Annotated in this window: 12 protein-coding genes and 1 pseudogene; 6 read left to right on the top strand and 7 right to left on the bottom strand. The window is 40.5% G+C overall.

The window, feature by feature from the left end; genetic code table 11:
* Positions 1-168 precede the first annotated feature (168 nt).
* Positions 169-342: pseudogene (locus IQ264_RS08905) on the top strand (Uma2 family endonuclease); the annotation flags it as partial.
* Here the strand turns inward: IQ264_RS08905 and IQ264_RS08900 are convergent.
* The 3 genes from IQ264_RS08900 to typA all read right to left on the bottom strand — a co-directional run bounded on the left by IQ264_RS08900 (position 334) and on the right by typA (position 3839).
* Positions 334-891: an NUDIX hydrolase gene (locus IQ264_RS08900; RefSeq protein ID WP_193980398.1), complete on the bottom strand. Its 558-nt coding sequence runs from the start codon at positions 889-891 to the stop codon at positions 334-336. The pseudogene IQ264_RS08905 and the gene IQ264_RS08900 sit on opposite strands and share 9 nt — an antisense overlap.
* Before the next feature lie 11 nt (positions 892-902).
* The gene (locus IQ264_RS08895) at positions 903-1646 is read right to left on the bottom strand and encodes an alpha/beta hydrolase (RefSeq protein ID WP_193980397.1); all 744 of its coding nucleotides are present in this window, start codon (positions 1644-1646) and stop codon (positions 903-905) included.
* A 402-nt stretch (positions 1647-2048) separates the two neighbouring features.
* A complete protein-coding gene (gene typA, locus IQ264_RS08890; protein ID WP_193980396.1) occupies positions 2049-3839 on the bottom strand; it encodes a translational GTPase TypA in 1791 nt (596 codons plus the stop codon).
* Between the two features lie 711 nt (positions 3840-4550).
* Between typA and IQ264_RS08885 the strand changes: the two genes are divergently transcribed.
* From IQ264_RS08885 to IQ264_RS08870, 4 genes are all read left to right on the top strand, one after another.
* Positions 4551-4922, top strand: a complete 372-nt coding sequence (locus IQ264_RS08885) for a hypothetical protein (RefSeq protein WP_193980395.1) — start codon at positions 4551-4553, stop codon at positions 4920-4922.
* Positions 4923-5095: 173 nt separating this feature from the next.
* Positions 5096-5671, top strand: a complete 576-nt coding sequence (locus IQ264_RS08880) for an HD domain-containing protein (protein WP_193980394.1) — start codon at positions 5096-5098, stop codon at positions 5669-5671.
* Positions 5672-5734: 63 nt separating this feature from the next.
* Complete coding sequence (locus tag IQ264_RS08875) at positions 5735-6850, top strand: ABC transporter ATP-binding protein (protein WP_193980393.1); 1116 nt, start codon at positions 5735-5737, stop codon at positions 6848-6850.
* A gap of 9 nt (positions 6851-6859) precedes the next feature.
* On the top strand, positions 6860-7417 hold the full coding sequence (locus IQ264_RS08870; protein WP_193980392.1) for a Uma2 family endonuclease: 558 nt from the start codon (positions 6860-6862) through the stop codon (positions 7415-7417).
* A gap of 9 nt (positions 7418-7426) precedes the next feature.
* On the opposite strand, the gene IQ264_RS08865 is transcribed toward IQ264_RS08870, so the two are convergent.
* Positions 7427-7972 carry a type IV pilin-like G/H family protein gene (locus tag IQ264_RS08865; RefSeq protein ID WP_193980391.1) on the bottom strand — a complete coding sequence of 182 codons (546 nt, stop codon included), beginning with the start codon at positions 7970-7972 and terminating at the stop codon, positions 7427-7429.
* Between the two features lie 185 nt (positions 7973-8157).
* Complete coding sequence (gene mtnA, locus IQ264_RS08860; RefSeq protein WP_193980390.1) at positions 8158-9219, bottom strand: S-methyl-5-thioribose-1-phosphate isomerase; 1062 nt, start codon at positions 9217-9219, stop codon at positions 8158-8160.
* Between the two features lie 408 nt (positions 9220-9627).
* On the opposite strand from mtnA, the gene IQ264_RS08855 reads away from it, so the two are divergent.
* A complete protein-coding gene (locus IQ264_RS08855; RefSeq protein WP_193980389.1) occupies positions 9628-13293 on the top strand; it encodes a PAS domain S-box protein in 3666 nt (1221 codons plus the stop codon).
* A 308-nt stretch (positions 13294-13601) separates the two neighbouring features.
* On the opposite strand, the gene IQ264_RS08850 is transcribed toward IQ264_RS08855, so the two are convergent.
* Both IQ264_RS08850 and IQ264_RS08845 read right to left on the bottom strand, forming a co-directional pair.
* Positions 13602-14486: an XDD3 family exosortase-dependent surface protein gene (locus tag IQ264_RS08850; RefSeq protein WP_193980388.1), complete on the bottom strand. Its 885-nt coding sequence runs from the start codon at positions 14484-14486 to the stop codon at positions 13602-13604.
* 516 nt (positions 14487-15002) lie between these two features.
* Positions 15003-16163, bottom strand: coding sequence for a radical SAM protein (locus IQ264_RS08845; RefSeq protein WP_193980387.1), 1161 nt, complete (start codon positions 16161-16163; stop codon positions 15003-15005).
* Positions 16164-16288: the final 125 nt, after the last annotated feature.

Below are 16288 nucleotides of genomic sequence, written 5' to 3'. Positions count from 1 at the left end.
TTTTGAGTTCTCCTTGTCCCCTTGTCCTTTTGTCTCCTTTTTTCCGAAAGTGTTGGCTTGACACTTACATATTTGCGATAATGCTACGCATCGCTGCGCGAACGCACAAATCAGCAATTATCAAAATAAAATAACGATCGTAACCATTCCCTAATATAAAATATCAAAATGAATGCTCTCACCGTTAATTTCAATTCCATAATTAAACTGACAGACGAGCAATTTTTCCAGCTATGTCAAGATAACCGCAATTTGAGATTTGAACGCAATGCTAATGGAGAATTAATTATTATGCCGCCGACGGGAGGAGAAACGGGAAACCGTAATGCTGGATTAACTGCGTAACGCACTATTCCACCATTCCAAAAGTATGACACGACACTGTAAACATAAGAGTTCTTTAAGTAAATCTTGAATTCCCTCTGAAGTTGTTGGATAAGTGTTAGTAACAAATTCTGGTAGTAATTTTATATCGTCTCGCAAATAAGCTACAAAACCGTAGAGTTTTTGATTAGAAAAGGAACTATTTACTGCCCATCCTTGAGAGTTTAAGGGTGTTAATTCAGCAATATCTGTTATTTCAATACATAATTCTCGTTTCAAGATTTTGGGTACTGCTTCTTGGGGAGTTTGTCCTTCTAAAACTCTTCCACCAGGAAAATCTAAAGTCATTTGATTTACTCCAGGGCGATAACTTGGAGGTGGTAGCAGGATTTGATGATTGTGAATGGGGAGAATAATTACTGAGTCTGCTTTTTCAATGCGCCAATATTCTAATTGCTGTCCTTGAGTATCTTCTAAATGTTCACCAAATAGTGTAAACCAGCGGGAATGGATTTCTAAAAAGCGATCGCACAACTTCCATTCCTGTTCTGATGTACTATCAGTCATAAGCTTTAGCATTAAAATGAAATTTGTAATTGTTTTCCAAACCAGTTCTCATCTTGGGATTTAACTCTTTGAACAAAAGATGTTAAGAGAGAAGCAACAAAATGAACAGAATCTCGATTAGAAAGGTCAGCTTTATTTTCCTCTAACGGTGCACCTATAGGCTGAGGAGTATTGTTAATACTATAGTGATTTAGACCTTTTAACTCAATGAAAGTTTTTGCTGTTGGTATCCGTTGAAATGCTGCTCTAGAAATAACTGGAGAAACAACTGAATCCTTTTCTCCTGATAGCATCAGAACCGGAGGTAGTGAACTGATATGGCTAATATTAAATGGAGTGTTTGATCCGTAGGTTGCGATCGCCACTAGCGGACTAAATAAGTCAGACAAATTATCATTTAAAGCAGCCAAAGCAGCCATTCCTCCCGCAGAATGTCCTAGCAAGATAACTCCTCTTTGCAGGGCTTGATACAACGGTTGAGATGGGGAATATTGCAATGCGTTAATAACTTGTTTTGCCGAATAGTTTTCTGGACAAATATAATCTCTGCCAACAGGGTAGCAGTTGGGAACAATTACCCAAAATTGATGGCGATTTAACTCCTTTGCGATCGCAGAATATTCTGATTTGTCGATTTCAACTCCCTGTAAAATTAGCACAACTAAGGACGAGTCATCCTCTGCCAATAGGGGTTCGGGAGGATAGAGATCTAAAGGAATCGAAGATGTTAATTTAGAAGTTGGGGGTACAGACATATTGGCGGTTTTTGTGGTTAATTAACCAACCTAAACGACTGCCAGTGGGAACGTATTTCCAAAAAAAGCGATAATGCTACGCATCGGTAACTTACCAAAATTTTACCTCTAGGAGAGCTAACCCGATGGTGAATTTACCTGATAAAAATCGCGTCCGGTATATTAGCAACGCTGCTGGAGAAACCACTGATCTACTTGTGCCTTTTGACTTTGTAGGGGCGGGTGAGAGCAAATAAATTTGTGTTCACAAAAGAAGAATTAACAACAAAACCCGCCCTGACAAACTCTCTCCAGGGCGGGTTTTGTCCTCAGATTGTGTGTAGGTAACAAAGGTTATCTGCTAAACTCGCCCCTACATCAATTTTTCTGCTGCCTTCTGGACCCCTACTTTCCTGCCTTTCCTTAACGTTTCACCAATTTCTTACTCAACTTCCGCAAGCGAATTGATTTTGGTGTGACTTCTACCAATTCATCGGGGCCGATGTATTCCAAAGCACGTTCCAAACTCATCTCTACTGGTGCTTGCAACTGTACCAATTCGTCACCGCTAGCGGCGCGGTGGTTGGTTAATTGCTTGGTTTTGCAGATGTTGAGGTCTAAATCTTGGGGGCGATTGTGTTCGCCAACAATCATTCCTCTGTAAACTTTAACACCGGGAGTGATAAAGAAAACACCACGATCTTCGGCGTTTTTCATGGCGTAAAATGTGGCGGTACCTTCTTCAAAGGCAATTAACACACCGTTGCGGCGCAGTTCCACATCTCCACTGTAATTGCGGTATTCCAAGAAACTGTGGTTCATGATGCCTTCGCCGCGAGTTAGGCGCATGAATTCGCCTCGGAAACCAATTAAACCACGAGCGGGAATCACAAAGTCAAGTTGAGTGCGTCCATTTCCGCCAACTTGCATATCTTGCATTTCGCCTTTGCGTTGTCCTAAGCGTTCGATGCAACCACCGACGCTTTCTTCGGGAACGTCTAATACTAAATACTCGAAAGGTTCGCAGGGTTGTCCGTTGACTTCGCGGTAAATAACTTGCGGTTGGGATACTTGGAATTCGTAACCTTCGCGGCGCATATTTTCAATTAAAATGCCCAAGTGCAGTTCGCCACGACCGGAAACTAAGAGTTTATCAGGAGAGTCGGTTTCTTCAACCCGCAAGGCGACGTTGGTTTCTAATTCTCGGAATAAGCGATCGCGCAATTGCCGTGAAGTTACAAAAGTTCCTTCTTGTCCAGCAAAAGGTGAATCATTAACCGAGAATGTCATTTGTAAAGTAGGTTCATCTACTTTAATTAATGGTAATGCTTGCGGATCGTCGGGATTAGTAATTGTTTCCCCAATATTGGCATCGGCAAAACCAGCGACAGCGACAATATTTCCCGCAGAAGCTTCTTCTAATTCGATGCGTTTTAAACCTTCAAAACCCATCAATTTACTAATTTTGGCTTTGACAATTTCGCCGTTTTCTTTTACCAAAGCTGCTTGTTGACCTGCTTTAATTACGCCGTTGTGAATCCGACCAATTACAATCCGACCGACATACTCGGAATAATCTAAAGTGGTAACTTGCAGTTGTAATGGTTTGTTGATATCGCCTACTGGTGGTGGTACGTGGCGTAAAACTGCCTCAAATAAAGGCTGCATATCTACGCCTTCTTCCTCTAAAGTATTTTTGGCGTAACCTGATAAACCAGAGGCAAAGAGATAGGGAAAATCACATTGATCGTCGTCTGCACCTAATTCTAAGAATAGGTCTAATACTTTATCAATTGCACCGTGAGGATCGGCTTGTGGGCGATCGATCTTGTTCACAATCACGATCGGACGCAATCCCTTTTCTAAAGCTTTTTTTAACACAAATCTGGTCTGCGGCATTGGCCCTTCATTAGCATCGACAATCAAAAGGCAACCATCCACCATTCCCAGTACCCGTTCAACTTCGCCACCAAAGTCAGCGTGTCCGGGTGTGTCAACAATATTTACCAGAGTTTCTTTGTAATGAACAGCGGTATTTTTGGAGAGAATGGTAATTCCGCGTTCCCGTTCAATGGCGTTGGAGTCCATCACGCAGTCAGGTACGTCTTCCCCCTCGCGGAAAATGCCTGATTGTCGGAGTAAAGCATCTACTAGGGTAGTTTTGCCGTGATCTACGTGGGCAATAATAGCTACATTGCGAATGGGAAGAGTCATATTGATGAGCGTACAGGACTTTTGTGAGGTTTGATTAGTGGTTTTTGCGGTTCTCTAACAGATTTGTTTGCTAAGTCACATTTCTGTAAAGAATCCTTAATAATTCTAGCTTATGACGCGGCCTTTTGTGTGAGAAAGTTGGTATTGTGTTGGCGTTGGTGTAGCCTGTCGTAGGCAGTACTGACAATTACTTTCACATCTGCGAATTTAATGATGTTATATAGTAACGCAAGTTGTTAGTTATTAAATTGAGGTTGGTAGTAGGTAGTAGGTAATGGGTAATGGGATTCCTACTACCTACTACCCACTACCAACTACCTATCACCACGTTAGTAAGTAGCAACTTGAGTTAGTAGATGTACTTTTTTCTGTACATTAGCTGATGTTGTCTTATAAAATCACATCTCCAACAGATGCGAAAAATGAGTTTTTCAAATTATTAGACTTAGTAGTACAAGCTCATCAGGTATACATAATTAATCGTCCAATATAATCGATACGGCGTAATTATATTTTTAACTAATTTCATCAATCATTAGTCGCAAATTTATGAGATTGTATGAACTGTGATTATTGATAAAATGTTCGTTGCGTAAGGAAATTCACGCTTCACTTTGATTTACTTCCTATGGGAGATTACGCTATATCCAGAAGCAACGAATATAAATTGTATAGCGTACACAGTAGCAAAACTTAATTTAGGAGTATTGCATGATCAATTTGATTGCTAACACCACTGCTTACATCAGTTCTTTAGTTAAAAAAATCCAAGTTAAGCAGTTTTTAGCTGTTGTCTTAGTAGGTTTTTTACTCCTAACAACCAACATAGATTCTGGGAGTAATAACAAAGCTTTAGGTAAGCAGCTTGATGAAATAGCACACGATCGCGATTCCGTCAGACCAAAAACCACAAGAGAGTGGGAAAAAGAAGGACGCGAAACCGAAAATTCTCCAGGGGAAAGACTGGGAAGAATTGGTAAAGAATCGGCAAAAGCTTTTGAAGAATTTGGTTCAGGTTACGTAGAAGGCGCTAAACAAACCGCTAATCAAGCTAAAGAAGCAGGTAAACAAATCCTTCCATAAACGAACCTTAAACAACGGAGGAAAGATTTTTTCCTGCTTGATTAAGTAGTGAAATCCTTGCTTTTTATTTCAGTCTACTTTAGTGGACTGAAATCTTTATATATTTAGCGTCTATAGCTAGCAGTAGATTTTAATAGTAAACTGGTATTAATAAAATTAGTTCAAAAGTTTCAATGGTTCTTTCAGAACGTTTTGCAGAAGCATTGGTTTTTGCCACACAATTACACGCTACCCAAGTCAGAAAGGGAAGTGGTGTTCCCTACATCACACATTTACTTGGTGTTACTAGTATAGCTTTGGAATATGGGGCAAATGAAGATGAGGCTATTGCAGCACTTTTGCATGATGCGATCGAAGATCAAGGAGGTGCTAAAACTAGGGAAGAAATTCGCCGACGTTTTGGTGATAATGTAACAGCAATTGTTGATGGTTGTACAGATTCAGAAATAGTTCCTAAACCGCCTTGGCGAGAAAGAAAAGAGATTTTTATTGCTAGTCTTGCTACTGCTTTGCCTTCAGTTTTGTTAGTTTCGGCGGCAGATAAATTGCATAATTCCCGATCGATATTAAAAGATTACCGAGAGTTAGGAGAACCTGTTTGGCAACGTTTTAAAGGAGGCAGAGAAGGGAGTCTTTGGTATTATAAAAGTTTAGTGGAAGCATATCGCCAAGTTTATTTTTCGCCATTGATTGACGAATTGGAACGAGTTGTCACAGAATTAGATTATTTGGCGAATGGTAGTCGGTAATGGGTATTAGGCGATCGACTATTATCAACTACCAACTACCAACTACCAACTACCTAAAAGATTATGGCAAAAGTCAAACTAACAGAAGTTACCCGCAAATTTAATAATGTCACTGCTATTGAGGATATTACCTTTGAAGTTCCTGATGGGGAATTTTGGGTATTAGTCGGCCCTTCTGGTTGTGGTAAGTCTACAATATTAAGAACGATCGCAGGTTTAGAATCTATTACTAGTGGTGGTGTTTATATTGACGAGACTTTAGTAAATCATGTCCCAGCACGTCAACGAGATGTGGCGATGGTATTTCAAAATTATGCCCTTTATCCTCATAAGACGGTAGCTGAAAATTTGGCTTTTGGTTTACAAATGCGTCAGGTTGCGCCGAAAATAATTAAAGAACGAGTGGAAAATGTGGCGCGATCGCTCGATATTTTCCATCTTTTAGATCGGAAACCAAAACAATTATCAGGAGGACAACAACAAAGAGTTGCTTTGGGAAGGGCGATCGCACGGGAACCAAAATTATTTTTGTTAGATGAACCTTTGTCTAATTTAGATGCTCAATTGCGCGATGATACGAGAGCAGAATTAAAGCAATTGCATCAAAGAGTTGGAATTACTACTATTTATGTAACTCACGATCAAGTTGAAGCAATGACTTTAGCTGATAAGATTATAGTTTTAAATCGGGGTAAAATTCAACAAATTGGGGAACCACAGGCAATTTATGCCCATCCTGCTAATCGAATGGTAGCGACTTTTTTGGGTAATCCACCCATGAATATTTTACCTGCTATTTATGTAGGTAATGGCTTCAAACTGGGAGAAGAAATGATAGGTTGTCCGGGTTTTGTGCGGGATAAGTTTCAATTAAGAGAAGGACAAAGTTTAGATTTGGGGATTCGTCCCGAACATATAGAAGTTATTGAACCGCAGAGGCGCAGAGAACACAGAGAAGAAGGAAGAGGAGAGTTGTTTGTTGAGGTGAAAGTTATTGAACCTTTGGGAAGAGAGACTTTAGTTCGGGTTAATTTATCTGGGTTAGATTTGCAGATGGATGTGTTAGCTTCCGGTAATTGGCGGGGGAGAGTTGGCGATCGCATTTCTGTACAATTTGATTTAAATCAGTTGTTTATTTTTGACCCCGCTACTGGTAATACTCTTTATCCTTTGAGGTAAAATACTGCCATGATTGCCACAGGTTTACGCTTGTTTTCGCAAGATGAATACCACCGCATGATAACAACAGGAATTCTCGATCCAGAGGAACGACTGGAACTGCTAGAAGGACAAATTATCTCAATGGCTGCGAAAAATCCCCCCCATTCAGCTACCAATTTGTGTGCTGCTGAATATTTGCGAACCTTACTTGCAGGATTAGCTTTAATTCGGATTCAAGATCCAATTAACCTCAGTTCTTACTCAGAACCAGAACCAGATATTGCTGTGGTGAGGATTAATCCTCGATTTTACGCAGAAAATCACCCCACCCCAGCAGATACTTTTTTGTTGATAGAAATCTCTGATACCACTTTAGAACAAGACCGCAAACAAAAAGCCGCTGCTTATGCTAAAGCCGGAATTGCAGATTATTGGATTCTTGATGTTAACACGCGCCAAGTTCGAGTGTTTCGAGAAATTGTCAATCAAACCTATCAACAAGAAACTATTCTCAACGAAGAAGCAACTCTTTTTCTATTAGCTTTTCCTGAAATTGAAGTGCAAATTTCTAGACTATTTCCCTAAATATTTATATTACTTAGGAGAAATTTGATTAGCATTATCTGGACATTGCACTTTAGTTCGAGTTACTATCCCGCTTTTTGGATAATTCCCAGGATTTTTAGTTTCACAAACTATGGCTTGGGTAACTTTTTCACCTTGGGGATCTGGTGCAATTAAACCGACAACTCCTGTGTAACTTCGTAATACGTTAGGTAGCATAGGAGCGGCAAAGGCATTAACTCCGTTGTTACCAATTGCTGAAATTAAGTATTTGTAACTAGAAGTTTGGGTTTTAATACCAACTCCCAAGCTACCCCAAGCGATAGGGTCGGTATTAATTACGAAAATGCTATGTTGTGCGTAATAAGCTTGTTGTGCTTTGTTGATAGCACTAACGTATTGTCTCCCCTCTGCTTCTCTGCTATTCTGTGCTTGGGAAATTTGACTTGGTAAAGTTGCTAAGGTTAAAAGTCCGAGAATAGCGATCGCTACCACAACATCTATAATGGTAAAACCGCGATCGCGTTCTTTTTGGCAAAGATATAACAAATACTTTAACCGCAATTCAATGTTCATATTCAGCACCAAATAACACTAAAAAATCTTGGTTCTATATTAACTAAACAGTATAAGCACAGCACCAGAAAAAATGCTAAAAATCACAGGAAATTTTAACGATGCTGTGCTATTACTAAAACCGAAAGGATCGATCGCCTACAGCACGCTACGCGATCGCTACCACCAAAAAAACCGCAACTAAATTAAACCGCTTGCTTTTCCTCAAACTGTTTCAATTCACTCGGAGAAACAGCACCAAATTCAGTAATAATGGCGGTAATTAAATTGGCTGGAGTCACATCAAAAGCTGGATTATAAAAATTGACACCTTCTGGCGTAATGAATGTTTTTCCAATTTGGTAAACCTCTGAAGGATCGCGTTCTTCAATGGGAATTAGACTACCATCAATTAAGTTAAAATCAATTGTAGAAAGTGGTGCAGCGACAAAGAACGGAATATTATGAGCTTTGGCACAAATTGCTACACTATAAGTCCCAATCTTATTCGCAGTATCCCCATTAGCAGCAATTCTATCCGCACCGACAACCACAGCATGAATTAAACCTTGTTTCATACAATGGGCTGCCATATTATCAGTAATTAAAGTAATCGGAATTTGATCTTGCACACATTCCCAAGCGGTTAATTTTGCGCCTTGTAAACGGGGACGAGTTTCATCAGCAAAAACCCTGGCTAAACGTCCTTCTCGCCACGCCGATCGCACTACCCCCAAAGCCGTACCATAACCAGCAGTGGCTAAAGCGCCAGCATTACAATGAGTTAAAATCGTTAATTTTTCGGGGGTTTTTGGTAAAACTTCCAAACCATAATCGCCGATCGATCGACAAGTTTGGATGTCTTCTAAATTGATCGTTTTTGCTGTTTCTAGTAATACCTCTTTCAGATATTCTACTGGCCCCAAAGTGCGACGGGCAGTATTTAACATTCTTTGAATTGCCCAGAATAAATTTACCGCTGTTGGTCGGGTCGCGCGTAACTTTTCGGCTACTTTTTCCAACTGGGTTAAAAACAATTCGCGGCTTTCAGTGTTAATTTCCCGCGCCCCTAAATACATTCCATAAGCAGCAGCAACTCCGATCGCAGGCGCACCCCTGACAATCATCGTTTTAATTGCTAATGCCATATCATCAGAGTTACTAATTTCTACTAAAGTATACTCAGCAGGCAAGCGATTTTGATCTATTAGTAAAACATGGTCTTTTTGCCACATTACCGGATAAACTTGAGACTCTGTAGATGTCATGACAGTTAGTGAGAATGCTAGACGAATGTGAACCTAATTGTTACACATAATCAAGAAAGACAAATTTTCTTCTCAAACTTGAACTAGCAACCATTCACCGGGACAAGGGGACAAGATGACAAGGAGACAAGGAGACAAGGGGACAAGGCGAAGTTCATTAACCTAAAACTCAACCAGGATTTATGGATTTACATGATGAACTGGATTGATGATTTGATTTATTGAAAGACCCGGAATTAATCTTGTTAATCCTTTCATCCTTCAATCCTGGTCAATCTTTCTCTTTATCTCAAAACTCAAAACTTTGTAGGGGCGGGGGGGGGATCGAAGTGATAATATTTGTAACCAGCAACTCTTGCGTTAATAGGCAAAACTTGAAGTCACGAAAATTGTGGTGAATAATCGGAATTGTCAGGGTTGAAATTATTTCCCTTTGTTCACGTAACTTTTATGCCGATCGCTCACCCGCAACGCCTTTCTCTCACAAAGTTAAACATCCCGTTGCGATGGGTGTTAGTTGTTCCTTTTGTAGTGCAAACTGTAGGCGCAGTAACGCTAGTGGGCTATTTATCCTTTCGCAGCGGACAGCGTGTAGTAGAAGACTTAGCACATCAGTTGATGACAGAAGTGGGGAATCGCACCACACTTTACTTAGACAAAACCTTGGAAATTCCCCATCTGGTGAACCAACTCAACGCTGATGCCATTAGTTTAGGGATGATACCCAATTTCCAAACCGAAAATACAGAAACTTTAGAAAAATTTTTCGGCAAACAAATCTCGCGGTTTCCTTCTGTTAGTACAATAGCGATCGCCAACGAACGCGGCGGGATGATTGGTTCGGCGCAAAAAAAACCTTTACCCTCATTTACTGTTTATCGCACAGAACGCTTTAGTAAAGGCAAATTTTCTTTTTCTGATGTTGATACCCAAGGTAATAAAATCACAAACCAAGTGATTGCCGAAAATTATGATGCTAGAATCAGACCTTGGTATCAGACTCCCAAGCAAGCAGGTAAGGCAACATGGAGTCCCATCTACAAATTTGTCACCCCGAAAAACCTAACAATTTTAGGAATTTCTGCGGGACTACCAATTTATAACCGTTCTGGCAAATTTCAAGGAATACTAGCAACCGATATTAGTCTCTATCATTTGAATCAATTTCTATCAACTCTGCGTATCAGTCCATCAGGACAAGTTTTTATGATCGAACGATCGGGATTATTAATTGCTAGTTCCACCGACTATCCCCTATTTACATTGCAAGGCGGAAAATTGCAACGCACTAAAGCCGCAGAAAGCAAAAATCCCATCATCCGGGAAACAACTTTACAATTAATCAAACGCTTCCGAAGTTTAAGCCAAATTAATAATACTGAACAGTTTGATATTGAACAAAACAATGCAACACAATTTGTTCAAGTTATACCATTTCGCGATCGATTTGGGCTCGACTGGTTAATCGTAATCGTAGTCCCAGAATCTGATTTCACAGCCGAAATCCAAGCAAATAATTATCGCACTGCACTACTGTGCGGTTTAGCTTTGATGGGTTCCATTTTACTGGGGTTGTGGACGGCGCGGAAAATTACTAAACCGATTCAAAAGCTGAACCTTTGCACTCAAGCATTTTCTGCCGGAAAACCCGTTTCCCTACTCACTCCCACTGGTATTCAAGAAGTCGATGCCCTCAGAGATGGGTTTAACCAGATGATGACTCAGCTTAACGCTTCTTTCCAAGCACTTCAAGAAAATCAGCAAACCCTGAAAACCTTTTTGGATAGCGTTCCCGTTGGGATGAGTGTTCATGCGCCTTCTGGACAAGTCATCTTTGTCAATAACAAAGGCAAAGAAATCTTAACGCCAGGAGTAACATCAACTCCCGCAGAACAACTTTCCCAAGTTTATCAGCTTTATCTAGCAGGTACTAATGAATTTTACCCAACGGAAAAACTTCCAGCAATTCGCGGATTGCAAGGGGAATCGGTTTATATTGACGATATGGAAATTGAGGTGAACGGACGACGAGTGCCGATCGAAGTTAACACCATTCCCGTTTTTGATAAAAATGGTAATGTACTCTATGCGATCGATGCTTTTCAAGACATCACTGAAAGACGACAAAGTGAACAATTGCGAACCAACTATCAGCGAGAATTAGAAAGTCAGGTGGCGGAACAAACAACGGCATTAAGAGAAAGTAAAGCTCAGTTGCAATTAATTACCGATTCTGTTCCCGGTTGCATTTCTTATATTGACGCTTCGCAACGCTACCGTTTTGTGAATAAAACCTACGAAGCTTGGTTTAATTGTCAAAAAGAAGACATTTTAGGCAAAACCATTCAGCAAGTAATTGGTTTAGAAGCATACCAACAAGTACTTCCATACATTACCCAAGTTTTGGTAGGAAAAACTGTCACCTACGAAACGCAAGTTCCTTATCAAGGTAATCATACTCGCGATATTTCTGCGGTTTTGGTTCCAGATATGGATGAACATCAAATTGTTCACGGGTATTATGCGCTGATTACAGATATTAGCGAACAGCAAGCTGCGCTGCGCGAACGCAAACGTACAGAAGCAGCTTTGCGCGAAAGTGAAGCTCGATTTCAACAGTTGGCTGCTAATGTACCCGGAATTATTTACACAATTGTTCATTCCCCAGATGGATCTACTAGGTTGGAATATATTAGTGCTGCCGTTGAAGAAATATTAGAAATTAAGCCTGAACAAGCGTTGGCAGATTTTTCTTTGATTGCTAAACAATGGCATCCAGAAGATGTGGAAGCCTATAGTTTAGCGATTCGCCAAAATCTTACCACCTTTGAGCCGTTTTCTTATGAATGGCGAGTAATTACGCCATCCGGTAAGTTGAAATGGTTAATTGCTAAACGTTCTGCGCTGGAACGGCGAGACAATGGAGACATCGTTGGGTATGGGATTGTGAAAGATATTAGCGATCGCAAACGTGCAGAAGCAGCTTTGCGTGAAAGTGAAGCACGATTCCGGCTGGCATTTGATGATGCCGCAATTGGAATGGCGCTGCTTGCCTTGGATGGACAATTTATGGAAGTTAATCAGGCACTTTGCGATCTAGTCGGTTACAGTGAAACGGAATTATTGCAAAAAACTTGTTGGGCTATTACTCACCCAGAAGATTTCCCAGCGATCGAGGAAAATGTGCAGCAATTGCTATCAGGGGAACAGCGTTCTTTTCAAATGAAAAAACGCTGCATCCATAAGCAGGGAAAGGTGATTTGGACAATGCAAAGTACATCTGCGATCCGAGATCAAAATGGTGTTCCCTTGTATTGTGTTTCCCAAATTCAAGATATTAGCGATCGCCAAGTAGCTGAACGGGTGAAAGATGAATTTATTTCCGTAGTTAGTCATGAACTCCGCACGCCACTAACTTCCATTTGTGGCGCTTTAGGGATACTGCAATCAGGAAAATTTGACAATCACTCGGAGAAGTTCCAGCATTTTTTACAGATAGCGGTGAATAACAGCATTCGCCTAGTGCGGTTGATCAATGATATTTTAGATTTGGAACGTTTGGAATCAGATTCAGTCGAATTACTAATAGAAGAATGTGAAGCAAGTGAGTTGATGAAACAGGCAGTTGAAGCAGTCCAGACTCTTGCCAGTCAAGCATCGATTACGATTCAAGTTGTACCAATTTCAGTTAATTTATGGGCCAGTTCTGGTGCGATCGTTCAAGTAATCACTAATTTACTCAGCAACGCGCTCAAATTTTCTCCTCCTGGTAGTACTATTTGGCTGAAAGCAGAGTTAGTAAATGATGAGCCAAATTTATCATCTAATGTTTACCTCCGCTTCTCAGTGCAAGATGAAGGAAGAGGCATACCAGCGGACAAGTTAGAAAGCATTTTCGAGCGTTTTCAACAAGTTGATGCTTCTGATTCTCGTCAGAAAGGTGGTACAGGTTTAGGTTTAGCTATTTGTAAAAGTATTGTGCAAAAACACAAAGGCGAGATTTGGGTAGATAGCGTATTGGGAAAAGGCAGTACTTTTTACTTTACAATTGTGCGATCGAGAAAAGATTTGTGAGGAAAATTGCGACCGCCTAACAAAATTAGGTTGCCAGAATTATATATATCAGAGTACGCAAAAGACAAAAATGGGTACATTTGAAAAAGTTTCATAATTGAAAAGCGGTAGAAAAGATTCCTATCTACCGCTTTTTTTATTGCTCACTTTTGTCGGGAATTGATATTCTGTCTGATTGAAAAGGTTGTCTGCTCTCACCTGCACCTACAATTAGACAATAGACACAACCGATGTCACCGGACATAATATGAATTGCTATTTCTGCTTTATAACAGTATCTCAAAACTTAGTTCATCGACAGAAGAAATCTATGATTCGACAATATTCACACTTGCCAAGCGACGCTTGCGTAACATCGAACCAGCAGCAGTCAAGCCCACCAAAGCTAAACCAACTATAGAAGAAGGTTCGGGTGCTTTTGCCAAGTTTCCTGCCAGCGCCACGCCGTCATTACCGCACTCAACAAACACATTCGCCATATAGCTACCGCTGCCCAACAAAGAACGGCTAAGCTGGAATCCGATGGTTTGACTACCAGCTGCACCAAAGTGACCAAAATTAAGACCCGCAGTAAGCAGTTGAGTAGCGGTGAGCATTGTAATATCACCCACCTTTGTACCTGAACCGATTTCATTCAGAATCGGTGTATTTTGCCCGAAGTAGTTGTAAGCAGCTTCTTTAGTTGCCAGATCTGTACCTTGAGTGTTGGCTTTATCGAAACCAGAATTATAGTATTGGTTTAAGCTGCCGTAGCCGTTATTCACTCCAGTAACGCTCATAGCACTAACATTCTTGTAAACGCCAGTAGTGGCAGCATTAGAATCGTTAGTACCAGCAAAGCGAATTCCAAACAAACTGTTTGTACTGCTGGCAGTTTGAAAATCTTTACCTGATAAGTTAAAGAACAAGTCTCCCCAACCAATGTTTCCGTCAGCCGCGCCGCCATCTGCTGCTCCTGTCAAAGGCATACCACCAGTAAGGGCAACGAAAATGCTATCACCAACTTCCTTGATAGCCATACCCTTAATTTCAAAGCTCGATCCACCAGAGCCATCATTGGAAGCATCTATGCCATAGTTCCAGCCATTATATAGCTGTCCGGCACTAGCTTGCTGACCAGTAGCAGAAAAAAGACAAACACTAGCAGCAGCAACTCCTAATAAAGTGCGAATTTTTGTACCTGTAAGTTTCATTTGCTTCTCTCCTGATTGGTTTTGAACTCCTGTTATTAATAAACGTAATCAATTAGCTATGAAGATAAAAGCAGGAAAGAGGGTATTTTTTGTAAATTGACAATGAAATTTAGCCGCAGATTCTGTGGTCTATTTCAGTGATTTTATCTATGACAATTACAGCGTTTTTTATCAGGTAGAAATTGAATTTGAGGAGGCAGTGGAAACATGGATTCGCTGTCAGTATTTTCCCGGATAAAACTTAATTTTTTTCCGTATTTACGGCAACTTTCCCTGAGTAAAACCATCTTCTCTAATAAATACACTTAGCTTTCAGCCAAAGAGGCTAGAAGATCGGACGAGTATATCGTTCTTTCCCCAACCAACCTTTCTCAGCAATAGCAAACCCTATAAGCTTTTTTCGTTCCCAGGTTCTACTTGGGAACGAAAAAAGGAGGTTCTACCTCCTCTGCTACAAGCGTAGTCCTATCTAATTAACCGAACATAATATTAGGCAAAGTCAAAAAAGGGAGTATTTCAAGAAAATCGAACGCTGCCATCAGCCTGCCGCATATCTTGCAGAACAGAACCAAGACCTTCAGCGGCGATAAAGCTGATTTTTTTGATCGATCGATGGCGAGACAATCGCTGCTGCATCTGCTGAAATTCTCCCGGCTTGAGACTGATCTTTTTAATCCAATCTTTATAGTCATCATTTCGAGGTATCAACGACGCAGGGGCATGATCGAATACTTCACGCAAATAATAGTGACTTACTCCCAATGAGTCACCAAATTTAATTAAATCTTCAATACCGCCAATGGTCATTGAATTAACAACTACAGAAAATATTACTCCTAAATCGGGACATTTTTCCCGAAAATACCGCAAATTCTTAACAATTTGTTCCAACTCAGTTCCGCGCCTGGTGATAGCATTAATCTCAGGATCTACGGTGTCTAATGAAATTTGCAAATCGGTTAAACCACAATCACGAAAGAAACCAACATCGTGTCGATGGAGCATTGTGGCGTTGGTAATCATAGTTAGTCTTCTTGGCTTAAGTTTGGAACTATGTAACGCTCGATAAAAATCTGGAAGGCGGACATCAAGAGTTGGTTCCTGCCCACAACCAATTTGCAGCGTATCTACTTTTTCTACACATCGATCGAGCAATGTTTGGAACTGCTCTAATTCTATTCGTTTTTTAGTGCGAGGATTGGGGCAATATACGCACTCAGCATTACAAGTGTCATTAATATCAATCAGAAGATGATCGATCGTTGCAGCTTCCAAGTTTTCCAGACTGAAAGCTATATTGTCTGGATCGAGCTTTAATGTAGTTAAATGACTTTTTGTTTTCAGCTTTTCATTGCCATTAATCCATATCGGACTTTTTGAGATCTCCGATGTAGTACCTGCTAATCGAACTGAGAGCAGATAGGTTGAACCATTATTTTCGGGTGGTAGAGGATACATGAAACAATGAGCGCCATTACCGATGCCAGCTTCTAGGAGGTCTTCACGGTAGCGATCGGCTTTAATTGTTTTATCTAATTCACCATTTATGTATATATCAACATCCACAGGTTCATCAGGCGTAAGAGAATTCCAAGCCCAACCTACGACTTGATTTTGGAACACTCCATCTAGACATCCACTTTGAACCGCAAATTGTAAAGAGTTTCTCTTCGTCATCCCTGTCGATCCTAAATCTCGATCTATACATAATTACATGGAGTTGCTGAAAAAAAAATACCCGCAGGTGTTCTAAACTGCTAGGCATTTAAATTTAAGATTTAGGCTGATGGGGAGATGGGGGG

Source organism: [Phormidium] sp. LEGE 05292, assembly GCF_015207735.1.
Classification (GTDB): Bacteria; Cyanobacteriota; Cyanobacteriia; order Cyanobacteriales; family Aerosakkonemataceae; genus Floridanema.
This window is presented reverse-complemented; position numbering and strand designations above follow the sequence as displayed.